Origin of the sequence: Actinomadura kijaniata (assembly GCF_014138665.1) — a bacterium.
GTDB lineage: Bacteria > Actinomycetota > Actinomycetes > Streptosporangiales > Streptosporangiaceae > Spirillospora > Spirillospora kijaniata.
This window is the reverse complement of record NZ_JACJIA010000001.1, coordinates 687,813-713,468: the sequence shown is the minus strand read 5'-3', so window position 1 is coordinate 713,468 and position 25,656 is coordinate 687,813. Positions and strand designations below refer to the sequence as shown.

The following is a 25,656-nucleotide window of genomic DNA, read 5'->3' as shown; positions in this document are numbered from 1 at the left end:
CTGTTCGGGTCGGGCTGGGGGCGGCGGGTCAGCGGTTGAGCAGCGCGCCACGGGGGGTGTCGTCGACGATCTCGCCGCGCAGCCAGGTCGCCTGGACCACGCCGCGCAGCGAGCGGCCCGCGTAGGGGGTGACCGGGTTGCGGTGGTGGAGCGCGGCGGCGTCCACGACGTGGGACGCGTCGGCGGCGAACGCCACCAGGTCGGCGTCGTACCCGAGCGCGATGCGGCCCTTGCGGCGCGCGCCGTCGCCGTTCAGCCCGACCAGCGCGGCCGGTCCCTCGGCCATCCAGCGGACCACCGACGACAGGCCGTGGCCCCGGGCGCGGGCGGCGGTCCAGACCGCCGACAGGCCGAGCTGGAGGGAGGACACGCCGCCCCAGGCGGTCGCGAAGTCGCCCCGCTTGAGGTCGGGGGTGCACGGGGAGTGGTCGGTGACCACGCACGAGATCACGCCGTCGGCCAGCCCGTTCCACAGCTCCTCGCGGTTGCCGGCGTCGCGGATCGGCGGGCAGCACTTGAACGCGGTCGCGTCGGGGCCGGGGACGTCCTCGGCCGTCAGCGTCAGGTAGTGCGGGCACGTCTCGGCGGTCACCCGCACGCCCCGCGACCGGGCCTTGGCGAGCGGTTCGAGGGCGTCGGCCGCCGCCAGGTGCACGATGTGCGCCCGCACGCCGGTCTGCTCGGCGACGCGGATGACCTGCTCCACGGCGCGCCTCTCGGCCGACGGCGGCCGCGACGCCAGGAACGAGGCGTAGTCCCCGGCGGCGGGCTCGCTCAGCGCCGCCGGGTCCTCGGCGTGCACGATGATCAGCCCGTCGAACGACGCGATCTCCCGGAACGCCTCGTACTGCCGCTCGGGCGACAGCGGCGGGAACTCCGGCACGCCCGAGTCGGAGATGAAGCACTTGAACCCGAACACCCCGGCCTCGTGCAGCGGCCGCAGGTCGGCGACGTTGCCGGGGATCGCCCCGCCCCAGAACCCGACGTCCACGTGCACGGCGCCGCGCGCCGCCGCCTGCTTCACGGCGAGGGACTCGACGTCCACCGTCGGGGGCAGCGAGTTCAGCGGCATGTCCACCACCGTCGTCACGCCCCCGGCGGCGGCCGCGCGGGTCGCGGTGGCGAAGCCCTCCCACTCGGTCCGGCCCGGCTCGTTGATGTGGACGTGGGTGTCCACCAGGCCCGGCAGCAGCGCGATGTCCCCGAGGTCGACCTCGGCGGCGGCCGCCAGCGGCGCGTCCGCCTCCTCGATCGCGGCGATCCGGCCGTTCCGCACGGCGACCGCCGCGGGCTTCTCCCCGTAGGGCAGCACCGCCCGCCGGGACCGGATGACCAGGTCATAGGTCTCTGTCACGCCACTCCTCCCATGGTTGGGGACTCGACCAGCCACTCGCGGCCGATCTGTTCCGCCAGTCGTTCGAGCAGCGGGCCCGCTTCGGCCATGCACCGCTCCGGATCGGGTTCGAGGTCGGTGAGGGCGTAGGCGCTCTGCAGGCGGGCCTTGCGGAGCTGCTCGCCGGTGAGGGCGCGGCGCCCGGCGACGGCGATCGCGGGCACGCCCTCGCGGGCGGCGGCGCGGGCGACGCCGACCGGGGCCTTGCCGCGCAGCGACTGCCGGTCCAGGGAGCCCTCGCCGGTGACCACGAGCCGCGCCCCGGCCGCCTGCTCGGCGAAGCCCAGCAGGTCCAGCAGGTAGCCGATGCCGGGCCGGACGGTGGCGCCCAGGAACGTCATCGCGCCGAACCCCACTCCCCCGGCCGCGCCCGCGCCGGGCTGCTTGGCGTGCAGCGCCCCCAGGTCGCGGCGCGCGACCGACTCCAGCCGGGCCAGGCCGTTCTCCAGGGTCCGCACCTGCGCCGGGGAGGCGCCCTTCTGCGGCGCGAAGACCGCGGCGGCCCCCTCCGGGCCGAGCAGCGGGTTGTCGACGTCGCCGGCGACGACGACCCGCACGCCCTCCAGGCGTTCGGCGAGCCGCCCGGTCTCGATCCGCGCCAGCGAGCGCAGCGCCGCCCCGCCCGGCGGGAGCTCCTCGCCCCGGTCGTCCAGGAGGCGGACGCCGAGCGCGGCGGCCATGCCCGCGCCGCCGTCGGTGCAGGCGCTGCCGCCGAGCCCGAGCACGATGCGGTTCACGCCCCCGCGCAGTGCCGCGTCGATGAGCTCGCCGGTGCCGCGGCTGGTGGCGGTGAGGGGCCGCGGCTCGCCGCCCGGGAGCAGCCGCAGGCCGGACGCCTCGGCCAGCTCGACGACGGCGGTGCGCCCGCGCACCGCGTAGGAGGCGACGACCTCCTCGCCGGTCGGGCCGGTGACGGTGGTCCGCAGCCGGGCGAACCCGGCGGCGACGGCGGCGTCGACCGTCCCGTCGCCGCCGTCGGCGACCGGCAGCAGCACCAGACGGGCGTCGGGGCGGGCGCGGCGCAGCCCGGCCGCGACGTGCTCGGCGACCTGGTTCGCGGTCAGCGAGCCCTTGAACTTGTCGGGCGCGATCACGACGTGCCCCGATCGCGGCTCTCTCATGACGGCCACCCTTCTACGACGTTCATCCCCAACTATCCCCGTCTGCGCACTTCAGCGGGGTGGCGGCGGGCCGTCCCGCACCTGCTCCTCACCACGGCCCGCCGCCTCTCGCCGTCACGGAACCGGCTCGTACTCCCTCACCTGGTCGATGCGGACGCCGTTGGCCGTGTCGGCCTCGCGCTCGATCATGATCTCGACCAGGACCGGGCGGGAGGTGCGGTCGGCCTCCTTGCGCGCCCACTCCAGCGCCGGGCGGATCTCCTCGGGCTCCACCACGCGGGTGCCCGAGCAGCCGTACGCCTCCATGATCTTGACGTTGTCGGAGCCGTACTCGTCGTAGTGGATGTCGACCTCGTACTTCATGGAGTAGCCGCCGTGGTCCTCGGCCATCCGGATCAGCCCGAGATACTCGTTGTTGATCATGATGAGCACGAACGGCACGTTGTACTGCGCCCCGACCGCCAGCTCCTCCACCAGGAACTGGAAGCCGTAGTCGCCGACGATCCCGACGACCTCGGCGTCCGGCTCGGTCTTGGCCAGGGCCGTCTTGACGCCGATCGCGGCCGGGATCTCCCAGCCGAGCGGCCCGGCCTGGCCGCACACCTGGTAGTGGCGCGGCTTGGGGGCCTTCTGGTGCTGGCCGCCCCAGATCTGGTAGAGCCCGATGGCCGTGACGAAGTAGGTGTCGGGGCCGTAGAACTCGTTGATCTCCTTGTAGATCCGCGGCGCCTTGATCGGGACGTCGTCGAAGTCCTCGCGCCGGGTCAGGGTCGACTTGAGCTCCTGGACCCGCTCCACCCACGCGCCGGGCTCGCCGGTCAGGCCGCGCTCCCGGGCCAGCCCGAGGACCGCCCGGAGGAACAGCTTCGTGTCGGACACGATGCCGAGGTCCGGGCCGAACACCTTGCCGATCTGGGTCGGCTCGATGTCCACGTGGATGAACTTCCGGTCGCCCCGGTACACGTCGAGCTGCCCGGTGTGCCGGTCGCCGAACCGCGCGCCCAGCGCCAGGACCAGGTCCGACTCCAGGAACGACGCGTTGCCGTACCGCTGCGACGTCTGGATGCCGGTCATGCCCGCGTACAGCGGGTGGTTCTCGTCGATGCAGCCCTTGCCCATCAGCGTCGCCTGCACCGGCACCTGGAGCAGCTCGGCCAGCTCGACCAGCTCCTCGTGGGCGTCGGCGAGGATGACGCCGCCGCCCGCCAGGATCAGCGGGCGCTCGGCGGCCAGCAGCATGTCCAGCGCGCGTTCCACGCGCGGCCGGTGCGGCTCGATCCGGGCGATCGGCAGCGGCGCGTCGATCGAGGCGTCCCACTCGATCTCCTGCTTCTGCACGTCGATCGGCAGGTCGATCAGGACCGGGCCGGGCCGCCCGGACTTGGCGATCCGGAACGCCTCGCGGAAGATCCACGGGGCCTGGGCGGCCTCCTTGACCTGCACGGCCCACTTGGTGACCGGCTTGGCGATCTCGACGATGTCGACCGCCTGGAACGCCTCCTGGTGCAGCTTGCTGGAGGCCGCCTGACCGGTGATCACCAGGATCGGGATCGAGTCGGCGTGCGCGGTGTAGAGCCCGGTGATCATGTTGGTGCCGGCCGGGCCGGAGGTGCCGATCGCCACGCCGACCTTGCCGGTCGTGCGCGACCAGCCGTCGGCCATGTGGGTGGCGCCCTCCTCGTGCCGGACGATCAGGTGGTCGATGCCGCCGTCCTGCTCCATCGCCTTGTACAGCGGCAGGATCGCGGCGCCCGGGCACCCGTACGCGATGTCGACGCCCTCGGACTTGAGGACTTCGACCACCGCCTGCATGACGGGGATCTTCGCCATGATGAAATATCCCTTCTGGGGCGGACGGCCGGTCTCCTGTCTGGAGTTGGCGCTCGGTCGGGGACCGGCCGTCCGTTCTGTTGTGGGAGAGGCTTGGGGAGGCCGCGTCAGGAGGAGCGGCCGGACAGGTCCTCGACGACCTTCAGCAGCGCGGAGTGGTCCAGCGAGCCGTAGCCCTTGGCGCGGGCGGCGGCGATGAGCTGCGCGACCTGGGCGGTCATCGGCAGCGAGACGTCGGCGGAGCGGGCCGCCGCGGTGGCGATGCCCATGTCCTTGTGGTGCAGGTCGATGCGGAAGCCCGGCTGGAACTCCCGCCGCAGCATGGTGTCGCGCTTGATGTCGAGGATCCGGGAGGCGGCCAGGCCGCCGGCGATCACGTCGAGGCCGGCCTTGGCGTCCACCCCGGCGGCCTCCATCAGCACGATCGCCTCGGCGGCCAGCGCGTAGGTGCCGCCGACGATGAGCTGGTTGGCGGCCTTGACGTACTGGCCCGCGCCGGAGCCGCCGACCCGCTCGAACGTCTTGCCGACCGCCTCGAAGACCGGCCGGGCGGCCTCGAAGTCCTCCTCGGCGCCGCCGACCATGATCGACAGCACGGCGTCGACCGCGCCCTTCTCGCCGCCGGACACCGGGGCGTCCAGCACGCGCAGGCCGCGTTCCCGGCCGGCCTCGGCGACCCTGATCGAGGTCTCCGGCCTGACGGTGGAGAAGTCGATGCAGAGGGTGCCGGGCTTGGCGTTGGCGAGCACGCCGCCGTCGCCGAAGTACACCGACTCCACGTGCTCGTCCTGCGGCAGCATCGTGACGACGATCTCCGCGCCGGACACCGCCTCGGCGGTGCTGTCCGCCGCCGTCCCGCCCGCCGCGACCAGCGCGTCCAGGCCCTTGGGGACGACGTCGTAGCCGGTGACCTCGTGCCCGGCGCGGACCAGGTGGCCCGCCATGGGCGCGCCCATGATCCCGAGTCCGATGAAGGCGATCCTGCTCATGAGTGCTCCTTGATCCAGTCGAATTCGCCGGCGGTCGGGCCCTGCGGCTTGTACTCCAGCGAGGTCCAGCCGTCGTAGCCGATGGCGTCGAGCACCCCGAACAGCGCGCCGAAGTCGATCCCGCCGGTCCCGGGACGGCCCCGGCCGGGAACGTCGGCGATCTGCACGTGGCCGATGTCGGCGGCGTGCTCGCGCGCGACCTTCTCCAGGTCCTCGCCGTTGCCGGCCAGGTGGAAGCTGTCGTAGAGGAACTTCACGTTGGCGGCGCCCTCGGCGCGGACCCGCTCCACGACGGCGAGCGCGTCGGCGGCGGTCTCCAGCGGGTAGGCCCCGTTCAGGCCGCGGGCCAGCGGCTCGATGAGGATCGTCCCGCCGAACGCGCCGACCTGGCGGGCCGCGTAGGCGATGTTCTGGGTGGCGACGCGGTCCTGCTCGCTGTCGGCGACCCCGTCGAGGCGCTGCCCGTACAGGGCGTTGAACGCCCGCACGCCGGTCCGCTCGGCGATCGCGACGGTGACCGCGACGCTGTCGCGGAACTCGGTGGCGCGGGCCGGGTCCGACAGCACCCCGCGCTCCCCGGCGGGCATGTCGCCCGCGTAGAGGTTGAGGCCGATGAGCTGGACGCCCGCGTCCTCGACGGCCTGGCAGAACGCGTCGACCTCGGCGTCGGAGGGCACCGCCCGGTCCGGCCAGGGCCACCAGAACTCCACGGCGGAGAAACCGGCGTCCCGGGCCGCCGCCGGGCGGTCCGGCAGCGGGAGCTCGGTGAACAGGATCGAGCAGTTGACGGCGTAACGGCGCGTCACGCTGCCTCCTTCCTGGATTGTCGGTAGGCGTCCCAACTCCCGTGTTCGGTGATGTCGATCAGCCTGGTGTACGAGGTGTGGGGGCGCCGCAGCAGCATCGCCAGCGACGAGGACCCGTCGGCCAGCTCGATCACGCCGAGCTCCAGCTCCGGGGGCTCGGCGGGCAGCAGCCTGTCGCGCAGCACGTCCATCGGCACGTCGAAGACCTCGCCGTGGACCGGCGAGCCGCCGTGGGCGACCGGCGACAGGGCCGGGCACTGGTCCCCGACGGAGTAGAAGCGGTACCGGGGCGCGGTCGTGGTCTCGGCGACCAGGGGCGAGCCGTCGAGCAGGTGATGCAGCGGTCCCCCGCGCATCGCCCCGCCGTTCAGAAAGATGAGCGGCATCGGACTGTCCTTTCCTCCAAGGTCAGGCCACCTCGGCCGAGGCGGTCTGGCTGTCATGGTGGATGGGCCCGTCGATCTGCCCCAGGGGCAGCGCGGTACCTCCGCGACGCGCGGCGACGAACTCCGCCGCGATGGCCACGGCCGTCTCCTCGGGCGTGCGTGCCCCGAGGTCCAGCCCGATGGGAGAGCGCAGGCGCGCCAGCTCCGCATCGGACATCCCGGCGCGACGAAGCCGGGAGAGTCTGTCGTGGTGCGTGCGCCGCGAGCCCATCGCGCCGACGTAGGCGACGGGCAGCCGCAGCGCGACCTCCAGCAGGGGGACGTCGAACTTGGCGTCGTGGGTCAGCACGCAGACGACCGTGCGGCCGTCCACGGACCCGCGCTCGTGCTCGGCGGCCAGGTAGCGGTGCGGCCAGTCCACGACCACCTCGTCGGCCTCGGGGAACCGGGCCGGGGTCGCGAACACCGGCCGCGCGTCGCACACCGTCACCCGGTAGCCCAGGAACCTCCCGATGCGCGCGACGGCCGCGGCGTAGTCGATCGCCCCGAACACCAGCAGGCGGGGCGCGGGCGCGTACGAGTGGACGAAGACGTCCAAGTCATCCCGGCAGCGGACGGAGATCGTCCCCGTCTTCCCGGTGTCCAGCATGGCCCGGGCCTCGCCGGCGACGACCGCGTCGGCGTCGGCCAGGCCGGTCGTTCCGTGGTGGCGGTCCGGCCACACGACCAGCAGCCCGGTGCCGGTGACAGGGCCAGGCGGCAGGACGTGGACGAACGCCACCTGCGCGTCGCGTGAGACCGCCTCCAGCGCCGCGTCCGGCACCGGCCCGGCCTGCACCAGGACCTCGATGGTCCCGCCGCAGGTCAGGCCGACCGCGAACGCGTCGTCGTCGCTGTAGCCGAAGCTCTGCCGCACCGGTTCCCCGGTCCGGATCACCTCCTGGCACAGCTCGTACACCGCGCCCTCGACGCAGCCGCCGGACACGCTGCCGACGGCCTCGCCGTCGGCGGCGACCGCCATGGCCGCGCCGGGCCGCCGGGGGGCGGAGCCCCCGACGGACACGACGGTGGCGACGGCGTACCGGGCGCCGGAGTCGTTCCAGGCGCGGAGCCGGTCGGCGATCTCACGCAACGTGGGCCTCCTACTTGATTCCGAGGGCGGACTCGATGGGATGCAGCGCGAAGTAGACGACGAAGATCAGCGACAGCGGGTAGAGCAGCCAGTGGATCTCGCGGACCTTGCCGCGGGCCAGCTTGATGACCGTGTAGGAGAGCACGCCGGCCGCGACGCCGACCGTGATCGAGTAGGTGAACGGCATCAGCACGACCGTCAGGAACGCCGGGACGGCGATCTCCAGGTCGTCCCAGTCGATCTTGCGGACATGGGTCATCATCAACGCGCCGACCAGCACCAGCGCGGGCGCGGCGGCCCCCAGCGGCACGACCCCGGCCAGCGGCGTCAGGAAGATCAGCGCGGTGAGCATGCCGCCGGTGACCACGCTCGCCAGGCCGGTGCGCGCGCCCTCGGCGACCCCGGCCGCCGACTCCACGACGGCGGTGTTGGCCGAGCCGTTGACGCCGCCGCCGATGATGGCGCCGAAGCCGTCCACGGTGAGGATCTTCGACAGGCCGGGCAGCCTGCCGTTCTCGTCCAGCATCCGGGCCTCCTCGCAGACGCCCAGGATCGTGCCCATGGCGTCGAAGAAGCCCGACAGCACCAGCGTGAACAGCACCACCGACGCGGTGACGATCCCGGCCCGCTCGAAGCCGCCGATCAGGTCGAAGTCGAACAGCAGCCCGAAGTCGGGCGTCGCGACGACCGAGCCGGGCAGCTTCGGCTCGACCGGGCCCCACGCCTTCGGGTCCACCTTCACCAGCGAGTTCACCACGACGGCGAAGACGGTGGCGGCGACGATGCCGATCAGCATCGCGCCGGGCACCCGCCGCACGAACAGCACCAGCATCAGGATCAGGCCGAAGCAGAACACCAGCACCGGCCAGCCCGTCAGCTTGCCGAACATCCCGAGGGTGACCGGGGTCGCGGAGCTCTCGTGGTGGCCGACGAAGCCGGCGTCCACCAGGCCGATCAGCGCGATGAACGCGCCGATCCCGACCCCGATGGCCTGTTTGAGGGCCAGCGGGATGGCGTCCATGATCAGTTGCCGGATGCCGGTGAGCGCGAACAGGACGATGATCACGCCTTCCAGCACGACCAGGCCCATCGCCTGCGGCCAGGTCATGTGCGGCGCGGCCTGGAACACCACGATCGGGGTGACGCCGAGCCCGGCGGCCATCGCCAGCGGCGCGTTGCCGACCAGGCCCATCAGGATCGTGGTGAGGCCCGCCGACAGGGCGACCATGGTGGTGAGCTGCGCGGGGTTCAGGGTCGCGCCGGTGACGTCCTTGGCGTCACCGATGATCAACGGGATGAGGATGACCAGGTAGGCCATCGCGAAGAAGGTGGTGACGCCGCCGCGCACCTCGCGGGCGACGGTCGTTCCCCTTCCGGACAGGTCGAAGAAGCGGTCCAGCGCGGACCTGGAGCCCGGTCCGGGGCCGGGGCGGGGTGACTTCGGGGGTGGGGCTTGGGTCTCGGTCACGGTTCGTGCCCTCCTTAGGGCGTGATCGACCCGCGGGCGGCCCGCGCGTGGGCCGTCCGGCCGTTTCGATCAGTGCGGTTGTGGGGTCCGCCCCGCCGTCCCCCAAGCACACGGCGGACTGCCCCTGTTGATCAACTGCTGGGACCGGAGTCCGGACCGGCCGGGGCGGTGCTCCTCGGTCACCGCCCCACCGGTCACGGTGCGTCGCCTCGGGTCAGGAAACGATGTGCTCCGGGCGAACCGGCACTCGGGTGAGTGCTTTTCCGGTGGCGTCGCGGATGGCCGCGACGACCGCCGGGGTCGAGGAGAGCGTGGGTGGCTCTCCCGCTCCCCGCAGCCCGTATGGGGCCTTGGGGTCGGGGTTCTCGAGGATGTCGAGACGCATGGGGGGCATGTCGAGGATGGTCGGGATCAGGTAGTCGGTGAACGACGGGTTCCGCACCAGGCCGTTGGTGACGACGATCTCCTCCATCACGGCCAGGCCGAGGCCCTGGGCGGTGCCGCCGTGGATCTGGCCCTCCAGCGACAGCAGGTTCATGATCTTGCCGACGTCCTGCACGGCGGCCAGCTCGACCACCTTCACCAGGCCGAGCTCCACGTCCACGTCCACCACGGCGCGGTGCACGCACAGTCCGAGCTGGGTGTGGCTGTCGCCCTGCCCGGTGACCGGGTGCATCCTCTGCGTGGGGTGGTGGTGGAACTCGCGGGTCTCCTCGATGACCTTGTCGCCGAGGATCTCCTCGATGGAGGCGAGCACCCCCTCCGACCGGGACACGACCTTGCCGCCGACCAGGTTCAGGTCGTCGAACTCGCGGCCGAGCCGCCGGCCCGCCAGCCGGAACAGCTCCGCGCGGACCGCCTCGCAGGCGGCCTTCACCGCGCCGCCGGTCATGTACGACTGGCGGGAGGCGCTGGAGGAGCCGGCGGAGCCGACCTGGTTGTCGGCGGGCGCGATCGTCACCTTCTGGACGCCCAGCTCGGTGCGGGCGATCTGCGCCTTGAGGGTGACCAGCCCCTGGCCGACCTCGGCGGCGGCGGTGTGCACCAGCGCGGTGGGCTCCCCGCCGATCACCTCCAGCCGGACCCGGGCGGTGGAGTAGTCGTCGAAGCCCTCGGAGAAGCAGATGTTCTTGAGGCCGACGCCGTAGCCGACGCCCCGGACGACGCCCTCGCCGTGGGTGGTCTGGGACGCGCCGCCGGGCAGGTTGCGGATGTCGCTCTGGTCGGCGGGCGGCGGCAGCGGCATGGCCTCGGCCCGCGCCAGCATCTCGGCCAGCGGGGCGGGGGCGTCCACGACCTGGCCGGTGGCGAGCTTGTCGCCCTGGCTGATGGCGTTGCGCTGCCGGACCTGGACGGGGGTGATCCCGCACGCCTCGGCGAGCTTGTCCATCATCGACTCGTAGGCGAAGCACGCCTGCACCGCGCCGAACCCGCGCATCGCGCCGCAGGGCGGGTTGTTGGTGTAGACGCCGTACGCGTCGATCCTGATGTTGGGGATCACGTAGGGGCCCACGCCCAGCGACGCGGCGTTGCCGGTCACGTTCAGCGTGGAGGAGGTGTACGCCCCGCCGTCGAGGATGATCTCCACGTCGGCGTAGACGATCCGGCCGTCCCGGGTCGCGCCGTACTCGTAGCGCATCTGCGCCGGGTGCCGGTGCACGTGCCCGAAGAACGACTCGTACCGGTTGTAGGACATCTTGACCGGCTTGCCGGTGTGCAGCGCGAGCATGCCCGCGTGGATCTGCATCGACAGGTCCTCGCGGCCGCCGAACGCGCCGCCGACCCCGGCCATCGTCATGTGGATCCTGTCCTCGGGCAGGCCGAGGCACGGGGCGATCTGCTTGAGGTCCCAGTGCATCCACTGGGTGGACACGTACATGTCCAGCCCGCCGTCCTCCGACGGCGCCGCCAGCCCGGCCTCGGGCCCCAGGAACGCCTGGTCCTGGATCCCGACCTCGTACTCGCCGGAGACGACGACCTCGGCCCGCTCCCGCGCCGCGTCCACGTCGCCGACGCGGACGGGCTGGTGGCGGGTGATGCCGCCGAGCCGCTGGACCCGGTACCTCTCCGGGTCGGCGATCACCTTCCGCGGGTCGGTGACCGGCTCCAGCACCTCCCACTCGATGGCGATCTTCTCCATCGCGCGGCGGGCGGTCTCGGGGTGGTCGGCGGCGACCAGCGCGATCGGCTCGCCCTGGTGGCGGACCTCGCCGATGGCCAGCACCGGCTGGTCCTCGGTGAGGTCCAGGCCGTAGTGCTTCTTGCCCGGCACGTCCTCGTGGGTGAGGACGGCGTGCACGCCGGGGTGGGCGAGGGCCGCGCTGATGTCGATCGAGAGGATCCTCGCGCGGGCGTGCGGGGAGCGCAGGGTCGCGCCCCACAGCATCCCGTCCATCCACAGGTCGGAGGCGTAGGCGAACTCGCCGGCGACCTTCAGCGTTCCGTCGGGACGCAGCGGGCTGTCGCCCACGCCGCCCTTGCCGGGGGCCGCGACGTGCCCCGGCGCCTTCACGGGGGTGGCCATTACAGAACCTCCTCGGCGAGCTTCATGAGGCGGCGGTGGGCCTCGGCGCCGCGCCGGCCGACCTCGTCCTGCGGAACGGTGACCAGTTCGTCGTCGTTCACCACGGTCCTGCCGCCGACCAGCAGCCGGGCCAGCGGCGGGGTCTGGCCGTAGGCGAACGCGACCACCGGGTCGTCGACCGCCGCGTAGAACCCGTCGACCCGCCACAGGGCGATGTCGGCGAGCTTGCCGGGCTCCAGGGAGCCGATCTCGTCCTGGCGGCCCAGCACCTTCGCGCCGCCCAGGGTGCCCAGTTCCAGGGCCTGGCGGGCGGTGAGGGCGGTGGGGCCGTAGCGGGCGCGCTGCATGTACATGGCCTGCTTGACCTCACCGGCCAGCGAGACCATCTCCGCCGACGCCGCCCCGTCCACGCCCAGGCCGACCGGGACCCCGGCGGCCATCATGTCCGCGACGCGGGCGATGCCCGCGCCCAGCCGGGCGTTGGAGCTGGGGCAGTGCGCCGCGCCGGTGCCGGTGTCGGCCATCTTCTTGATGTCGGCGTCCTGGAGGTGCACGGCGTGGGCGTACCAGACGTCGGAGCCGAGCCAGCCCAGGGTCTCCATGTAGTCGACCGGGGACATCCCGAACTGCTCCAGGCAGTGCTCTTCCTCGTCGAGCGTCTCGCACAGGTGGGTGTGCAGGCGCACGCCCTTGGCGCGGGCCAGCTCGGCGCTCCGGACCAGCAGGTCCCGGCTGACCGAGAACGGCGAGCACGGCGCGACCGCGATCCGCAGCATCGAGGAGAACGAGTCGTCGTGGTACCGGTCGATCGCGGCCTCGGTCTCGGCCAGGATCGTGTCCAGGTCCTCCACGACCTCGTCCGGCGGCAGCCCGCCCTGGGACTGGCCGCGGTCCATCGAGCCCCGGCAGGGGTGGAACCGGACGCCCAGCTCCGCCGCCGCCTGGATCTCGGCGTCGAACAGGTCGCCGCGCCCCTTGGGGAACACGTAGTGCAGGTCGGAGGCGGTGGTGCAGCCGGACTTGGCGAGCCAGCCCAGCCCGGCGCTCGCCGCCCCCGCGACGACCTCGGCGTCCATCTTCGACCAGGGCCGGTACAGGGTGACCAGCCACTCGAACAGGGTGTTGTCCTTGGCGAGCCCCTGGCTGGCCCACTGGTACAGGTGGTGGTGGGTGTTGACCAGGCCGGGGGTGGCCAGGCAGCCGGTGCCGTCGATGCGCTCGGCACCCTCGGTCCGCGGCGCGGGACCGCTCCCGACCGACGTGATCCTGTCGCCCTCGATGACGATGTGGCCGCCGGGGTACTCCTCGCCGGTGACCGTCACCACGTGGGCGTTCTCGATGATCCGGGTGATCACTTGGCCGCCGCCGCCTTCCGGCCGGCCGCCAGCCGCACCGCGTCCAGGATCTTCTCGTAGCCGGTGCAGCGGCACAGGTTGCCGGCGAGCGCCTCGCGGATCTCGGCGTCGGAGGGGTCCGGCACCCGGTTGATCAGGTCGTGCGACTGGACGATCAGGCCGGGAGTGCAGAAGCCGCACTGGACGGCCCCGGCCTCCACGAACGCCTCCTGGACCGGGTCGAGTTCCTGGTCGGAGCCGGTGGAACCGGTGGCCAGGCCCTCCACGGTGCGGACCTCGCGGCCCTCGACCTGCCCGGCGGCGACCAGGCAGGAACACGCCGGAACGCCGTCCAGGTACACCGTGCAGGAGCCGCACTCGCCCTGCTCGCAGGCGTTCTTGGAGCCCGGGAGGCCCATCCGCTCGCGCAGCATGTACAGGAGGCTCTCGCCCTCCCAGACGTCGTCCACGGTCTCCTTCGAGCCGTTGACGGTGAAGTTCACGCGCATGTCAGGAGGCCTCCTTTCCTTCTCCGGTTCCCGGAACCGCGCCGCGGTAGTCGTTCCATGCCCAGGTGAGGGTGCGGCGGGCCATCACCGACAGGGCGTGCTTGCGGTAGTCGGCGGTGCCGCGCACGTCGTCGATCGGCGAGGCGGCCTCCTTGACCAGTTCGGCGAACCGCTGCGCCGCCGCGACCGACAGCGGGCCCCGGTTCTCCCAGTCCAGCTCGGCGCTGAGGAAGTCCTCGGCGGCCGTGGCGCGGCGCGGGGTGGGCGCGGCCGAGCCGACGCCCGTCCCGACCCGCCGGGTCTCGGGGTTCAGCGCGATGGCGAACGAGCACACCGCGATGACCATGGCGTTCCGGGTCCCGATCTTGGAGAAGTACTGCGGGCCGGGCGCTGGATCGGTCCAGAAGGCGCGGATCAGCTCGTCCGGCTCCAGGGCGTTGCGCTTGACGCCGGTGTAGAACCCGGTCGCCGGGATCATGCGGGTGCCGCGCGCGGCGGACTCGACCTCGATCACCGCGTCCCCGGCGACCAGCGGCGGGTGGCTGTCCCCGGCGGGCGAGGCCGCGCCGAGGTTGCCGCCGACGGTGCCCCGGTTGCGGATCTGCGGGGAGCCCACGGTGCGGGACGCCTGGGCCAGGCCCGGCAGCCGGTCCCCCAGTTCCTCGATCAGCCGGACGTAGGGCACGCCCGCGCCGATCCGGAGGCGGCCGTCGACGCTGTCCCACCCGGTCAGCTCCCGGACGGGGTTCAGGTCCAGCAGCGCCGGCGGGCGGTGGACGTCGAAGTTCATCTCGACCATGACGTCGGTGCCGCCCTGGATGGGCACGGCGTCGGGATGCTCCGCCTTGGCGGCCAGAGCGTCCTCCCAGGTCAGCGGGCGCAGGAAGTCCATGTCTACAGAATCCCTCAGATCCAGGCGTTCGGAACTTGCGGGGCGTCGTCGTTGAGGACGGCGCCCTCGATGAGGCCGTACGGGCGGTCGGCCGCGAAGAAGACCTCGTTGTCGTTGTCCATTCCGAACGGCGACAGGTCCACCACGAAGTGATGCTTGTTCGGCATGGCCATGCGGACCTCGACGATCTCGCGGCGCTCGTTCAGCACGCGCCGTCCCATCTGGTAGAGGGTCTGCTGGAGCGACAGCGAGTGGGTCTCGGCGAACGCCTCCAGCAGGCACCGGCGCGCGTCCCGGTAGGAGCGGCCCCAGCTGGAGTCGGTGCCCCGGTGCCGCCACTGGGCGGTGACCTCGGTGGCGAGGATGCGGTCGTGGGTGGGGGCGAGGGTGGTGTACTCGTCCTCGATGTAGCCGTAGAACTCACTGCCCGTGGAATTGAGCACCACGAGGTTCTTCAGGCCCGACACCACCGACTCGTCGCCGTCGCTGCCGTCGCTGTGGACCAGCGCCGTCCGCACCTCGGTGCCGCCCCGCACGAACGAGTGCTGCTTGTCGCGCAGCCCCAGGTGGGGGGCGTCCTCGACCGGGATGCGCTCCCAGGAGTACTCCTCGACCTCCACCCGGGCGTGGTGGATGGTCGGCTGGGAGTCCACGAAGTGCCGCGCCAGCAGCAGCGCGAACTCCTCGATCTCGCCGACGCCGTACTTCTTCGCGAACGCGAACACCGTGTTCTTCTGGGTGTCGGTCGGCAGCACCGCCGCGTTGTCGCCGGTCAGATGGACCTCGTCCATGTCGCCGGACAGCGAGACGCTGACGTTGCAGTCCTTGATGCGGTGCACCCCGCCGTCCTTGGTGACGCGCACGACGCGCGTCTCCGCCTTCCCGTAGCGGTTGGGGCCGAGAACGATGGCCATCTGGTCTTAGCTCCCTCGGTAGGTCGAGTAGGCGAACGGGCTGAGCAGCAGCGGCACGTGGTAGTGCTGCGCCGGGTCGGTGATGGTGAACGCGACGGCGACCTCGGGGTAGAAGTCCGACAGCCCCCCGGTGCCGAAGGTCAGCCGGTAGGTCCCCGCGCCGACCTCGGCCCCGCCCCACTCCCTGATCCGCCCGTCGGCGTCGGTCCTGGCCTCGGCCAGCGGGGTCCAGGCCGTGCCGGCGCGGCGTTCCAGCCGGACCGGCAGGCCCTCGGCGGGCCGGCCGCGCGCGGCGTCCAGCACATGGGTGGACAGGGACATCAGGCGTTCTCCTCGCTGAGAAGCTTGCTCAGCCGGATCTCGACGATCTTGGCGAGCTCGGTGCGGACGACGGCGCGTTCGGTGTCGGGGTCGTGGGTGAGGCGTTCGCGCAGGGAGGCGAGCATCCGGTCGGCGGACAGGCCGGTCGCGCAGATCAGGAACACGTGGCCGAAGCGCTCCTCGTAGGCGACGTTGCCCTCGTACAGGGCCTGGCGGGTGGCGTCGGCGGCGGCGTCCATGCCGGACTGCTCGCCGCGCGACCACCGCGCCTCGCGGTCGCCGCCCCCCACGCGGTCACCGATCCGGGGGTGGGCCGCCAGGGCCTTGTCGATCTCGGCCCAGTCCAGCGCCGCCAGGTGCCGCGCCGCGGCGGCCCGCAGACCGGCCAGGTCGTCGTAGGGCCGGTCCGCGGCGACCGCGGCCGCCCAGACGCCGGAGGCGCAGCAGGTGAGCAGCTCGGCCTCCGCCTCGGACGCGGGGAACGCGTTGAGCCGTTCGAGGGTCACCGCCACCTTCGCCTCCTGGTCTCTCGGTGAGTGGGTGCTTGCAGTACACACACCGTCCCCCGGACCGGTCGAGAGACAGGAAGTCCGAACTGTGGACTGCTCGGCGCGCCCGATTTCGTGCGTTGCTCCAAGTACCCCTGGTGTTAACCTCCCCGGTCATGAGGCTGAGTGCGCTGCTGACCATGCCGGAGCTGCGGCTGGAGGCCGTCACCGGCCACGACGGGCTCGACCGGGTGATCCGCTGGGTGGTCACCACCGACCTGCTGGATCCGAGCCGCTATCTGTCCGGCGGGGAGCTGGTGCTGACCGGGCTCGTCTGGCGCCGGGACCCCTCGGACTCGGAGGTGTTCGTGCGGGCGCTCGCCAAGGCCGGGGTGTCGGGGCTGGCGGCGTGGGACCTGCACGCCGGCAACATCCCCGACGACCTGGTGGAGGCGTGCCGGCGGCACCGGATGCCGCTGCTGCGGGTGCCGGAGGAGGTGGCGTTCGCGACGGTCACCGAGACGGTGGTCCGCCACCTGTCCACGGCCCGCGCCGCCGACCTGGCGGCGGTGCTGGACCGGCACCGCCAGCTCGTCGAGGGGCTGGCCGAGGGCGCTGGCCTGGATCCGGTCCTGGAGCTGGTCGGCCGCGACCTGGGCATGCGCTGCTGGGTGATCACCTCGACGGGCCGGGTGGTGGCGGGCTCCCACGACCTGCCCGCCGGCGTGGACCCGGCGTCCCTGGCCCGGGTCTTCCTGACCACGCCCCGGCTGCCGCACCGCCTGGCGGGCCCCGACGTCTCGCTGTTCCCGGTGGCGCCCGACACCACCTCCCGGGTGGCCGACTGGATGATCGCCTGTGAGGGCGACTGGGAGGAGTGGTCCGCCGAACGCCGCGCGCTGACGGCCGAGCTGGCGGCGATCGTGGCGCTGGAGCGGGCCCGGCTGGACGACCGGCTGAGCGTCGAGGGCCGGCTGGCGCAGGAGCTGATCCGTCTGATCGTCCAGGCCGCGGGGACCGACGAGATCCTGCCGCGCCTGGAGCTGACGGGGCTGGACGTGCGGGCGACGTTCGTGGCGGTCGCCGCGGCGGCCCGGGGCGGCACCCTGCGCCCCGGCGAGCTGCGCACGCTGCTGCGCGAGATCCTGCCGGTCCGCCCGGTGATCGGGCTGCTGGACGACGAGGCGATCGCCCTGCTGCCGGTGGACCGCGACCACGACCTGGCGGGCGGCGTCCACCAGACCCTCCAGTCCCTGAGCCCGGGCCTTTCCGACAGCGGCCTGGCGGTGGGCGTCAGCGACATCGTGGAGGCGGGCGAGCTGCGCGGCGCGGTCGAGGAGGCCCGCTACGCCCGCCGCCTGGCCGAGGGCCGGACCGACCCGGTCTGCGTGGTGGGCCACGACGAGCTGGCGACGCACGTCCTGCTGCTGGCCAGCGTCCCCGACGACGTCCGCCACATGTTCCGGGTGCGCCTGCTGGACCCGCTGCGCACCTACGACGAGGTCCACAAGGCGGACCTGATCAGGACGCTGGAGACGTTCCTCCAGAACAGCGGCTCCTGGACCCGCTGCGCCGAGCAGCTGCACCTGCACGTGAACTCGGTCCGCTACCGCATCCAGCGCATCGAGGAACTGACCGGCCGCAACCTGTCCCGCCTGGAGGACCGGGTGGACTTCTTCCTGGCCCTGCGCCTCGGGTGACGCCCGGTCAGCGTTCCCGCGCGAACCGGGCGACGGCGTCGCCCAGCAGCCGCCCGGAACGCGCCGCCAGCCCGGGATCCCGCGCCGTCGTCCCGGCGTCGTTGAACGGGCCCCAGGACGAGTAGTAGGTTCCACCGGACCACTTTTCCGAGTGTCCGGCGGCGAAGCACCCGTCGAGCCGCCCCGCGAGCCCGGGAACGCGGGCGAACAGCCGGCCGGCCACGAAGACGTCGCCCAGCCTGTCGCCCGTCCCGGCCAGGCGTTCGGGACCCGGGAGGGTCGTCTCCACGCCCAGGGAGGCGTAGAGCGGGCCGACGGCCTCGCAGACGTCCCTCATCAGGCTCCTGACGGCCGCGGCGACGCGCTCGGCGCTCCCGCGCCGGCGGCCCGGCCACCCGCTCTCGATCTTCTCCGCGCTGGTCAGCAGGGCGACGGGATGCCGCCCGGCGGCCCCCCGGTTGTGGCCGGCCGCCACCAGGCCCAGCGGGCGCAGCTCGAAACCCGCCCGCAGGACCCGCCGCCCGGGGACCTCCCCGGCGAGATGGCCCCCGACCCGCTCGGCCGGAACGCGGATCTCCTCCGCCTCGGCGCCGACGTCGGTCGGCCGCTCGAACGGAAGATCCTCCGGGATCACTTCGAGATACCCCGTCGGCACGGCGCCCGCGGCCCCGAGCCGAGCGCAGACCTCCGCCAGCAGGCGTTCCTCCGGCGTCACCTCATGGAAAACGGCCAGCTCCAGATGCGGCGGCTCGGGATACAGGCGCGAATGTCTCATACGTCCCGTCACTTACCCGTTCTCTGATGATCTCCTCGGCCGACCAGCGGAGAAAAAGATCGGCAACCGGGATGTGGAACGTTCCGATCACTACAGTGACCCGCACTGTCGATCTTCCCCCCGAAGAGAGCCATGCGTGCTCTCGTACTGCTCGCCGCGACCGTGGGCGCGACCGCGCTGACGGGCGTTCCGGCCGCCCAGGCCGCGAGCTGGACCAGCCAGAGCGGTGCCGCCTACCAGACCTGCACGGCCGGGCGGACCCACAACAGGGTCACCTACACCACCTGCGTCCAGCACAACGCCGGCTTCGCCAAGGTGCGGGTCGTGGTGAAGGTGGCGACCACCGCCAGGCGGGGCGTGAAGGCCAGCCCCCACCTGCGGGTGCCCGGACGGTCCAACAACATCAACGCCCCGGGCTGCTCCACCGCGTGGCTGAACGCCAACCGCATCGTCCAGAACGGCAACGCCGCCATCTGGATTCCCGGCGGCCGCCGCCCCGGCATGGTCGTGCGCGGCATGAACCTGGACGCCAAGAAGCAGGAGAACTCCGTCAAGCACTGCGGGCCCGCGACCGTCCAGGCGGCGCTGTGGACCATGAAGGGCTCGGCCCCGGCCCGGGGCACCTCGCACACCATCACCGTGCCGCAGCTGATCCGCGCCTCCACCACCTCCCAGTACATCGACGACAACCTGGTGTTCGCCGCCCGGAAGTGACCGTCCGGGCGGACCGGAGACCCCCGCCCGCCCCGAACGGCCCGGCACTGTCACAGGCGGCTGGCATCATGCCCCGCCATGGACTGGAACACCGCCCTCAAGCAGGCCCTCGCGCGGCACGGGACCCGTTCGGACGATCCTCCGGAAGGGGACTTCCGGCAGATCGGCACGCTGCACGTGCGCGGGGGCCGGGTCACGTTAGGGACTCTCGGCGAGGACGATCACCCCGCCTTCCCGCTGCCCGACGGTCCGGCGCGGGTGTTCGCCGTCTACGAGGACGGCGGGCAGGACACGCCGTGCCACCGGATCGTCACGGCGGTGGCGGTGGTCCCGGAGCACCTCGCCCCCGGCGAGATCGTCGCCGCCCCGGCGAGCGAGGCCGACGCCGCCGGTCCGGCACCGGGCGTCGCGGTGCTGTTCACGCGGCGACCGCGAGCGGAGGCCGACGTCGTCGGGGCGATGGCGGCGGCGCTGAACTCCACCGTGGACCGCCGCCGCGACGCCGCGCTGGCCGCGCTGGCGGCCCAGGAGGGCGACCCGGTGCTGGTGCTGACCCCCTACGGGGAGGCGAACGTCTTCCTCCTGCCGACCGGCGCCGCGAACGCGACCGGCGTCCTGGTCGGCGACGGCGCCTACCTGATCTGGTCGGGCCTCGCCCCCGCCCGGCCACCGGCCTGATGTGGCCGTTCACGGCGGTCACCGCACGGCGGTGGGGGCGCGGTGCGACACTCGTGGCCGAACGGGCACGGCGGCCCGTACCGGCGGGGTTGAGGGGGCCAGATGGGTCCGAAGGCCAGGCGCGGGGTCGCGGCGGCGGGAACGGTGGCGGTCGCGGCGGCGGTGAACGTGGCCACCGGGATGCTCACCCAGCAGTGGGCGCTGGCCTGGTGGATCACCCTCGCGGTGCTGGTCGTGGTGGGCGGCGGTCTTCAGGCGTGGCTGACCCTCGCCGGTTCCTCCCCTCCCCCGGCGGGCGGCGTCCAGCGGGTCGAGGGCACCCGGGTCGGCCGCGACCTCAGGCAGTCGATGGCCGGGACGGGCGACCAGTCGGTGGCGGACTCCACCGTGCGGGGCGACCTGTCCCAGACCCAGCGCGACGGAAGCTGAATGGACGAGGTTCCCTCCGCCGGCCCCGGATCGGAGCACGCGCCGAGGACGGAACAGCGCATCTCCCGGACGCGCGTGCGGGGAGACCTCTACCAGGCGAGCGGGAACCTCAGCGTCTTCCCCGCCTCCAAGCTCGCCATGGGGCTGGCCGTCACGGCGGTGGTCACCCTCGTCATCACCGGGGCCTTCTACGTGCGCGCCCAGCTGAGGGCCGACGTCCGAAGGCCGCCGGTCACCGAACCGGTGGTCAGGGTCGTCTCGGACACCAACCCCCTGAACATGAGCTCGCCGGACCTGAAGAGCATCTACGTCAAGCAGCAGGACTGGATCATTCCGCACCCCCGGATCGTCAGGGGCACGCCGAAGCCGGGTGGTGACCGCGCGGCGCACCTGCTCTACGACTTCGTCAGGGAACGCGGGGGCGTCGCGGTGAACCGCCTCTTCTTCAGCGTCACGCTGCAGAACGTCACCGGGGGCGCGGTCCATCTGCGCAGCATGCGGGTGACCGGGCTGAGGTGCGGCCCGCCGCTGCGGGGGACCCGCGTCCAGAGCGGCGGCGGGACCGACCCGCTGACGCCACGCGCCGTCCTGGTGGACCTGGACGCGGCGGGCCCCGCGCCGCTCGTCTTCCCCCGGATCCCGGAGCGCTGGCTGTCCCGCGAGGGCGACGACGAGATCGACGCGAAGTCCGCCCGGCCCTTCAGCTACTCCCTCCCCCGGGAGGGATCGGAGACCTTCGACATCGTGGCGCTGTCGTTCGAGCATCGGAGCTGCACGTTCAAGCTGGCGATCACCGCGACGCTCAACGGCGAGAGCAGGCAGATCACGATCGACGACGGGGGCGCGCCCTTCGCGGTGGCGGGGAACCCGAGCGCCGACCACTGGTTCTACACGCCCGGAGAGTCGAGATTCGTGTGGACGCGCCCCGGCCAGGCCGACGGCGATGACGGTCAATGGCTGCCGGGCCCCGACGGCGTGCTGGAGGAGACCACTCCCTGACCGGGCGGCGGCTCCCGCGTCGGCCCTAGCGGACAGCCCCGGGTTCTGCCGTCGAGGTGGGTGCGCAGCGCGATCCGGGGCCGCCCGTCACCAGGGCACCGGTCCGGCGTCCTCGAAGAAGCCTCCGGTCGGGCCGTCGTCGGGCAGGGTGGCGAGCCGGATCCCGATCGCCGCGCCCTGCTCGGGGGTGCGGACGCCGCGGAAGCCGTTGAGGTCGGTCGCGCAGAAGCCGGGGCAGGCGGCGTTGACCAGGATCCCGGTGCCGTGCAGCTCCTTGGCGTACTGGACGGTGACGGCGTTGAGGAACGTCTTCGACGTCGTGTAGGCGGCGGAGATCGGGCCGGTCTCGACCCCGGGGGCGGTCTGCCGGGTGAGCGAGCCGACGGCGCTGGACATGTTGACGATCCGCGGCGACGCCGAGCGGCGCAGCAGCGGCAGCAGGGCGTTGGTGACGCGGATGACGCCGATCACGTTGGTCTCCACGACGGCCCGCACGGTGCCGGGGTCGACCCGGGTGGGCTCCTGGGGGACGCCGCCGGTGATGGCGGCGTTGTTGACGAGCGCGTCGAGCCGGCCCGCGCGCTCCTCGATCAGCCTGGCCGCGGCGGCCGCGCTCGCGTCGTCGGTCACGTCGAGCGGCACGCCGAACGCGTCCGCACCGGCCGCGCGCAGCTTCGCCACCGCGGTCTCCCGGCGCCGCTCGTCCCGGGCGCCGACGCCGACGCTCCAGCCGAGCGCGCCCAGCCCGGCGGCGATCTCGTATCCGATTCCCTTGTTCGCGCCGGTGACCAGCGCGATCCTCTGTTCGCTCATGCCCACGATCCTGTCCGCCCGCCCGGCGCGACCTCCAACACCGTCTGGGTGGGCCGTGATACCCGCCGGGTATCGTGAGCCCATGGAGACCCGGGAGCTGCGCTACTTCGTCGCCGTCGCCGAGGAGCTGCACTTCGGACGCGCGGCGCAGCGGCTCGGGATGGCCCAGCCGCCGCTGTCGCGGGCGATCCAGCGGCTCGAACGGCGGCTCGGGGTGACGCTGTTCGACCGCACCAACCGCACCATCGCGCTGACCGAGGCCGGAACGGTGCTGCTGCGCGAGGGACGGGCGGCCCTCGACGCGGTCGCCGCCGCCGAGCGCCGCACCCGCCGCGCCGTGCCGGGCCGCCCGGGACTGGTCCTGGTCACCAAGGCCGGAGCCACCGGCGAACTGCTGTCGAAGCTGCTCGACGCCTACGCCGCCGAACCCGGCGCGGCGACCGTCGACGTGCTGCTGTGCCAGCCCGGCGAGCAGGAACGGCTGCTGCGCGACGGGCGGGCCGACGTGGCGCTGCTGCACCGGCCGTTCGACTCCACGACCGGACTCGAAGCCGAGGAGCTGTACACGGAAGGGCAGGCCGCGGTGCTGCCGGCGGCGCACCCCCTCACGGACCGGCCGCACCTGCGGACGGCCGACGTCGCCGCGTTGCCCGGCCTGCCGCTGCCGCGCTGGCCGGGCCCCGGCGGCACGTACCCGCCCGGCCCCGGCCCCGAGGTCCGGGACCACGCGCAGTTGCTGCAGCTCATCGCGCTCGGCCGGGCCTCGGCGATCCTGCCGGACTCGTGCCGGTCCCACCTGGACCCGGGGCTGGCCGCCGTGCCGGTGCTGGACGCGGCGCCCGTGACGACGGTCATCGCCTGGCCGCCCCACAGCCGCTCCCTGCCGCTGGCCGCCCTGATCCGGATCGCCCTGCGCCTCGGGTCCGAGCACGGGTCGGCCGCCCTCGTCCGGGGTGGCTGAGATCGTTCGAGGGGTCAGTCCCCGTAGCCGAGCCCGGCCAGACGTTCCGCCATGGTCCGGGCCTCCTGCTCCAACCGCTCCAGGGAGACGAGTTCCCGGCCGTTGTTGCGCATCGAGGCGAACACCGCGAGGGCCGCTCCCTGGCGCACCATCACCCCTTGCTGCCGCTGGGTGTTCGGACCGCCGGGCTCGCGAACCCGCATGGCCCCGCGGAACGCCTCGTTGCCGAAGTCCAGCCGGGTGAACTCGTCCAGCCCGTCGCCCCCGCAGTCGGTGGCGGCGCTGCGCAGCGTCCGCATGGCGGCCCTGGCCTGGTCGGTGTCCGCGAACACGATCACGGTCTCGGACCGCGACGTGCTGGTCGGCTCGTTGCCCTGTTCCCTGTTCCCGTCATAGGAGAGCACGAGGGCCGAACGGATTTCCGGCCGGCTGTCGTCGAAGATCCCGTCCAGCTCGACGGTGTGTTTGCAGGAGGGGAAGTCCGAGTCGTTCGCCACCGACCGGACCCAGCGGTTCGGGGAGCCGGTGTTGTCGATGGGCCGCACCTGGCGCCCGTGGATCAGGTCGGCCAGCACCGGCAGCCGGGGCGGCTGCGGCCGGGCCGACGGAGTGGTGAGCACCGGCGGCGGCCCGGCCCGGTCGTCGCCGCCGTTGACGGCGAACGCGGTGCCGCCGAGCACGACGGCCAGCGTGGCGGCCGACGCGGCGATCCGGGTGCGGGTGCGGCGACGCGCCCGGCCGAGGATCGCGGCCGCGTCCGGGGCGACCAGTTCGTCGGTGACGGCGCGGCGGAGCTCGCCGAAGGCGGTGTCGAGGTCACGCATGCCAGGTCTCCTCCTTGTCGTCCGCGGCGGCGTCCAGCAGGGCGGCCAGGCGCTGCCGGCCGCGGGACAGGCGCGCCTTGATCGTTCCTTCGGCGACGCCCTCGACGTCGGCGATCTCGGCGATCGGCCAGCCCCCCATGTGGTGCATGACCAGCGCGCGGCGTTGGGCCTCGGGCAGCCGGGACAGTCCCGCCACCAGCGCCACCGAAGCCTCGCCCGGCGGCGCGGCGGGCGCGGCGGTGGGCGGCGGGCCGTGCCTGCTCAGGCTCGCCACCAGGCTGCGCGCCCTACGCCAGCGGCTCACCGCGAGCCGGTAGGCGACCCGCGCCACCCAGGCCCGCGGATGGTCGTAGCCCCCGACGCGCCGCCAGCGCGGCCACGCGCGGGTGAACGCCTCCTGGACGATCTCCTGCGCCTCGGCCATGCTGCCGGTGTAGGCGTACATCTCCGCCACGAGTCCCGGATACATCACCCGGTAGAACTCGGCGAAGGCCGCTTCGTCCGCCACCTGGTCCCCCTTCTCTTCACGCGATACACGCGCGAGGAGGGCCGGCGGTTGCAGAAGGGATCGGGGATCCGACGAGCGGGCCCTTCGGGCTCGGCACGCGAGATCTACGGCGTGGTCACCTTGGTGAGCACCAGGGACGGCGGCCCGTCCGGATCAGCATGGAACTCCACCGAAGCCCGGCCGCTCGGGTAGAGCTGAACGCCTCCGATCCTGCCGAGCCCCCCGTCCTCGATCGCCAGGTGGACGAAGTCCCTGGACGAGGGGCTGTCGACGAACTCCCATCGGCCGCGGAAGTCGGCGCGGCCGGGGACGATGCCCGTCGCCACACCGGTGGCGGAGAACGTCCCATCGGACCCGAGCCTGACCTCGCCGCCGGTCTCCTTGCTGCGGTACAGGCCGGGCAGCTCGCCGGCGTCGACCGAGCCGACGCACCCCGAAGTGAGTACCGCGGAAGCGGCCAGGAAGGCGACGAGCCGTCCTCCGCCCGTCCTCTTGCTCATCACGGCGCCAGCGTAACGTTCGACCCGACGACCTGGATCTCGGGTGTGGCCTCCCCCGGTCAGGTGTCGGCCGCGTAGGCGGTCTGCGTTCGCGCTGTGATGGTGGGCCCGTCGGGGGGCCGGGTGGAGGACCGAAGACGGCCCGAACGAGACCCGTCGCTTCGCCGCGGTCGGTCATCGCCATGCCGACGTCCCTTCAGCCACCCCCGCCCGACCGGGCGGACGTCCGGCGTTCTCAGGGCGCGTCCGGGTCCCAGGCGGCGACCAGGTTCAGCAGGCCGGGGAAACGGGACTCCAGGTCCTCGGTGCGCACGTGGCTGCGGCGTTCCAGGCCGTACTGGCGCTGCCGGATGATCCCGGCCTCGCGCAGCGCCCGGAAGTGGTGCGTGAGCGAGGACTTGGGGCGGTCGAGGCCGAACCAGCCGCAGGGGTGGTCGAACTCCTCGCGCTCCAGCAGCAGCGTGCGGACGATGCGCAGGCGCAGCGGGTCGCTCAGCGCGCCGAGCACCTTCTCCAGCCGCAGGTCCTCCGCCGCCGGTTCGGGCAGCGGTTCGGGCAGCCCGGCGGGCGCGGGCAGGTCCCGGAAGGCGGGCACGGTCGTCGGCACGGCGGCTCCTCGGCGCTCGATCCCCTTGTACGACTTCGATC

27 protein-coding genes are annotated in these 25,656 nt (G+C 73.0%); 6 read left to right on the top strand and 21 right to left on the bottom strand.

Annotation, left to right across the window (positions count from 1 at the left end; genetic code table 11):
- Positions 1–28: 28 nt before the first annotated feature.
- The 15 genes from allB to uraD form a co-directional block, all read right to left on the bottom strand.
- Positions 29–1,354, bottom strand: coding sequence for an allantoinase AllB (gene allB / locus HNR61_RS03380; RefSeq protein ID WP_182841594.1), 1,326 nt, complete (start codon positions 1,352–1,354; stop codon positions 29–31).
- A complete protein-coding gene (locus HNR61_RS03375; RefSeq protein WP_182841593.1) occupies positions 1,351–2,514 on the bottom strand; it encodes a glycerate kinase in 1,164 nt (387 codons plus the stop codon). Before HNR61_RS03375 ends, allB begins: the two co-directional genes overlap by 4 nt.
- A gap of 114 nt (positions 2,515–2,628) precedes the next feature.
- Positions 2,629–4,344, bottom strand: coding sequence for a glyoxylate carboligase (gene gcl, locus HNR61_RS03370; RefSeq protein ID WP_182841592.1), 1,716 nt, complete (start codon positions 4,342–4,344; stop codon positions 2,629–2,631).
- A 107-nt stretch (positions 4,345–4,451) separates the two neighbouring features.
- Entirely contained in the window at positions 4,452–5,333 is an 882-nt protein-coding gene (locus HNR61_RS03365; protein WP_182841591.1) for a 2-hydroxy-3-oxopropionate reductase, read from the bottom strand.
- Positions 5,330–6,139, bottom strand: a complete 810-nt coding sequence (locus HNR61_RS03360; protein WP_182841590.1) for a hydroxypyruvate isomerase family protein — start codon at positions 6,137–6,139, stop codon at positions 5,330–5,332. Before HNR61_RS03360 ends, HNR61_RS03365 begins: the two co-directional genes overlap by 4 nt.
- The gene (locus tag HNR61_RS03355; RefSeq protein ID WP_182841589.1) at positions 6,136–6,525 is read right to left on the bottom strand and encodes an allophanate hydrolase-related protein; all 390 of its coding nucleotides are present in this window, start codon (positions 6,523–6,525) and stop codon (positions 6,136–6,138) included. Before HNR61_RS03355 ends, HNR61_RS03360 begins: the two co-directional genes overlap by 4 nt.
- A gap of 22 nt (positions 6,526–6,547) precedes the next feature.
- Positions 6,548–7,657, bottom strand: a complete 1,110-nt coding sequence (locus tag HNR61_RS03350) for an XdhC family protein (protein WP_182841588.1) — start codon at positions 7,655–7,657, stop codon at positions 6,548–6,550.
- Between the two features lie 10 nt (positions 7,658–7,667).
- Positions 7,668–9,125 carry an NCS2 family permease gene (locus tag HNR61_RS03345; RefSeq protein WP_182841587.1) on the bottom strand — a complete coding sequence of 486 codons (1,458 nt, stop codon included), beginning with the start codon at positions 9,123–9,125 and terminating at the stop codon, positions 7,668–7,670.
- A gap of 214 nt (positions 9,126–9,339) precedes the next feature.
- Positions 9,340–11,649 (bottom strand): xanthine dehydrogenase family protein molybdopterin-binding subunit, encoded by a 2,310-nt coding sequence (locus HNR61_RS03340; protein ID WP_182841586.1) that lies wholly within the window; start codon positions 11,647–11,649, stop codon positions 9,340–9,342.
- On the bottom strand, positions 11,649–13,004 hold the full coding sequence (locus HNR61_RS03335; RefSeq protein ID WP_312897749.1) for an 8-oxoguanine deaminase: 1,356 nt from the start codon (positions 13,002–13,004) through the stop codon (positions 11,649–11,651). The genes HNR61_RS03340 and HNR61_RS03335 overlap by 1 nt, the downstream gene beginning before the upstream one ends.
- On the bottom strand, positions 13,001–13,492 hold the full coding sequence (locus tag HNR61_RS03330) for a (2Fe-2S)-binding protein (RefSeq protein WP_182841585.1): 492 nt from the start codon (positions 13,490–13,492) through the stop codon (positions 13,001–13,003). The genes HNR61_RS03335 and HNR61_RS03330 overlap by 4 nt, the downstream gene beginning before the upstream one ends.
- Before the next feature lies 1 nt (position 13,493).
- On the bottom strand, positions 13,494–14,384 hold the full coding sequence (locus tag HNR61_RS03325) for an FAD binding domain-containing protein (RefSeq protein WP_182841584.1): 891 nt from the start codon (positions 14,382–14,384) through the stop codon (positions 13,494–13,496).
- Positions 14,385–14,398: 14 nt separating this feature from the next.
- The gene (gene pucL, locus HNR61_RS03320) at positions 14,399–15,298 is read right to left on the bottom strand and encodes a factor-independent urate hydroxylase (protein ID WP_182841583.1); all 900 of its coding nucleotides are present in this window, start codon (positions 15,296–15,298) and stop codon (positions 14,399–14,401) included.
- Positions 15,299–15,304: 6 nt separating this feature from the next.
- A complete protein-coding gene (uraH, locus tag HNR61_RS03315; protein ID WP_182841582.1) occupies positions 15,305–15,619 on the bottom strand; it encodes a hydroxyisourate hydrolase in 315 nt (104 codons plus the stop codon).
- Complete coding sequence (gene uraD / locus HNR61_RS03310; protein ID WP_312897748.1) at positions 15,619–16,131, bottom strand: 2-oxo-4-hydroxy-4-carboxy-5-ureidoimidazoline decarboxylase; 513 nt, start codon at positions 16,129–16,131, stop codon at positions 15,619–15,621. Before uraD ends, uraH begins: the two co-directional genes overlap by 1 nt.
- Positions 16,132–16,283: 152 nt before the next feature.
- Here uraD and HNR61_RS03305 point away from each other — a divergent pair, with 152 nt between their 5' ends.
- Positions 16,284–17,807: a PucR family transcriptional regulator gene (locus HNR61_RS03305; RefSeq protein WP_182841581.1), complete on the top strand. Its 1,524-nt coding sequence runs from the start codon at positions 16,284–16,286 to the stop codon at positions 17,805–17,807.
- A 7-nt stretch (positions 17,808–17,814) separates the two neighbouring features.
- Here the strand turns inward: HNR61_RS03305 and HNR61_RS03300 are convergent, their stop codons facing one another.
- Complete coding sequence (locus tag HNR61_RS03300; protein ID WP_182841580.1) at positions 17,815–18,582, bottom strand: hypothetical protein; 768 nt, start codon at positions 18,580–18,582, stop codon at positions 17,815–17,817.
- A gap of 132 nt (positions 18,583–18,714) precedes the next feature.
- On the opposite strand from HNR61_RS03300, the gene HNR61_RS03295 reads away from it, so the two are divergent.
- From HNR61_RS03295 to HNR61_RS03280, 4 genes are all read left to right on the top strand, one after another.
- Complete coding sequence (locus HNR61_RS03295) at positions 18,715–19,296, top strand: hypothetical protein (protein ID WP_182841579.1); 582 nt, start codon at positions 18,715–18,717, stop codon at positions 19,294–19,296.
- 78 nt (positions 19,297–19,374) lie between these two features.
- On the top strand, positions 19,375–19,974 hold the full coding sequence (locus tag HNR61_RS03290; protein ID WP_182841578.1) for a hypothetical protein: 600 nt from the start codon (positions 19,375–19,377) through the stop codon (positions 19,972–19,974).
- Between the two features lie 102 nt (positions 19,975–20,076).
- Entirely contained in the window at positions 20,077–20,403 is a 327-nt protein-coding gene (locus HNR61_RS03285) for a hypothetical protein (RefSeq protein WP_182841577.1), read from the top strand.
- The gene (locus tag HNR61_RS03280) at positions 20,404–21,402 is read left to right on the top strand and encodes a hypothetical protein (RefSeq protein WP_182841576.1); all 999 of its coding nucleotides are present in this window, start codon (positions 20,404–20,406) and stop codon (positions 21,400–21,402) included.
- 87 nt (positions 21,403–21,489) lie between these two features.
- Here the strand turns inward: HNR61_RS03280 and HNR61_RS03275 are convergent, their stop codons facing one another.
- Positions 21,490–22,215, bottom strand: coding sequence for an SDR family oxidoreductase (locus HNR61_RS03275; protein ID WP_182841575.1), 726 nt, complete (start codon positions 22,213–22,215; stop codon positions 21,490–21,492).
- A gap of 82 nt (positions 22,216–22,297) precedes the next feature.
- On the opposite strand from HNR61_RS03275, the gene HNR61_RS03270 reads away from it, so the two are divergent.
- On the top strand, positions 22,298–23,176 hold the full coding sequence (locus tag HNR61_RS03270; RefSeq protein WP_182841574.1) for a LysR family transcriptional regulator: 879 nt from the start codon (positions 22,298–22,300) through the stop codon (positions 23,174–23,176).
- A 14-nt stretch (positions 23,177–23,190) separates the two neighbouring features.
- Here the strand turns inward: HNR61_RS03270 and HNR61_RS03265 are convergent, their stop codons facing one another.
- The 4 genes from HNR61_RS03265 to HNR61_RS03250 all read right to left on the bottom strand — a co-directional run bounded on the left by HNR61_RS03265 (position 23,191) and on the right by HNR61_RS03250 (position 25,615).
- A complete protein-coding gene (locus HNR61_RS03265) occupies positions 23,191–24,000 on the bottom strand; it encodes a hypothetical protein (RefSeq protein ID WP_182841573.1) in 810 nt (269 codons plus the stop codon).
- Entirely contained in the window at positions 23,993–24,508 is a 516-nt protein-coding gene (locus HNR61_RS03260) for an RNA polymerase sigma factor (protein WP_220508874.1), read from the bottom strand. Before HNR61_RS03260 ends, HNR61_RS03265 begins: the two co-directional genes overlap by 8 nt.
- 104 nt (positions 24,509–24,612) lie before the next feature.
- Positions 24,613–25,008, bottom strand: a complete 396-nt coding sequence (locus tag HNR61_RS03255; protein WP_182841572.1) for a hypothetical protein — start codon at positions 25,006–25,008, stop codon at positions 24,613–24,615.
- A 235-nt stretch (positions 25,009–25,243) separates the two neighbouring features.
- Positions 25,244–25,615 (bottom strand): ArsR/SmtB family transcription factor, encoded by a 372-nt coding sequence (locus tag HNR61_RS03250; protein WP_182841571.1) that lies wholly within the window; start codon positions 25,613–25,615, stop codon positions 25,244–25,246.
- Between the last annotated feature and the right edge of the window lie 41 nt (positions 25,616–25,656).

Coding starts and splice junctions, on each gene's coding strand:
- HNR61_RS03375 (WP_182841593.1), bottom strand. CDS start 2,514: ATGAGAGAGCCGCGATCGGGGCACGTCGTGATCGCGCCCGACAAGTTC.
- HNR61_RS03285 (WP_182841577.1), top strand. CDS start 20,077: ATGGGTCCGAAGGCCAGGCGCGGGGTCGCGGCGGCGGGAACGGTGGCG.
- HNR61_RS03365 (WP_182841591.1), bottom strand. CDS start 5,333: ATGAGCAGGATCGCCTTCATCGGACTCGGGATCATGGGCGCGCCCATG.
- uraH (WP_182841582.1), bottom strand. CDS start 15,619: ATGTCCCTGTCCACCCATGTGCTGGACGCCGCGCGCGGCCGGCCCGCC.
- HNR61_RS03295 (WP_182841579.1), top strand. CDS start 18,715: ATGCGTGCTCTCGTACTGCTCGCCGCGACCGTGGGCGCGACCGCGCTG.
- HNR61_RS03325 (WP_182841584.1), bottom strand. CDS start 14,384: ATGGACTTCCTGCGCCCGCTGACCTGGGAGGACGCTCTGGCCGCCAAG.
- HNR61_RS03300 (WP_182841580.1), bottom strand. CDS start 18,582: ATGAGACATTCGCGCCTGTATCCCGAGCCGCCGCATCTGGAGCTGGCC.
- HNR61_RS03275 (WP_182841575.1), bottom strand. CDS start 22,215: ATGAGCGAACAGAGGATCGCGCTGGTCACCGGCGCGAACAAGGGAATC.
- HNR61_RS03355 (WP_182841589.1), bottom strand. CDS start 6,525: ATGCCGCTCATCTTTCTGAACGGCGGGGCGATGCGCGGGGGACCGCTG.
- HNR61_RS03330 (WP_182841585.1), bottom strand. CDS start 13,492: ATGCGCGTGAACTTCACCGTCAACGGCTCGAAGGAGACCGTGGACGAC.
- HNR61_RS03255 (WP_182841572.1), bottom strand. CDS start 25,008: ATGAGCAAGAGGACGGGCGGAGGACGGCTCGTCGCCTTCCTGGCCGCT.
- HNR61_RS03270 (WP_182841574.1), top strand. CDS start 22,298: ATGGAGACCCGGGAGCTGCGCTACTTCGTCGCCGTCGCCGAGGAGCTG.
- HNR61_RS03290 (WP_182841578.1), top strand. CDS start 19,375: ATGGACTGGAACACCGCCCTCAAGCAGGCCCTCGCGCGGCACGGGACC.
- pucL (WP_182841583.1), bottom strand. CDS start 15,298: ATGGCCATCGTTCTCGGCCCCAACCGCTACGGGAAGGCGGAGACGCGC.
- HNR61_RS03340 (WP_182841586.1), bottom strand. CDS start 11,649: ATGGCCACCCCCGTGAAGGCGCCGGGGCACGTCGCGGCCCCCGGCAAG.
- HNR61_RS03305 (WP_182841581.1), top strand. CDS start 16,284: ATGAGGCTGAGTGCGCTGCTGACCATGCCGGAGCTGCGGCTGGAGGCC.
- HNR61_RS03265 (WP_182841573.1), bottom strand. CDS start 24,000: ATGCGTGACCTCGACACCGCCTTCGGCGAGCTCCGCCGCGCCGTCACC.
- gcl (WP_182841592.1), bottom strand. CDS start 4,344: ATGGCGAAGATCCCCGTCATGCAGGCGGTGGTCGAAGTCCTCAAGTCC.
- HNR61_RS03280 (WP_182841576.1), top strand. CDS start 20,404: ATGGACGAGGTTCCCTCCGCCGGCCCCGGATCGGAGCACGCGCCGAGG.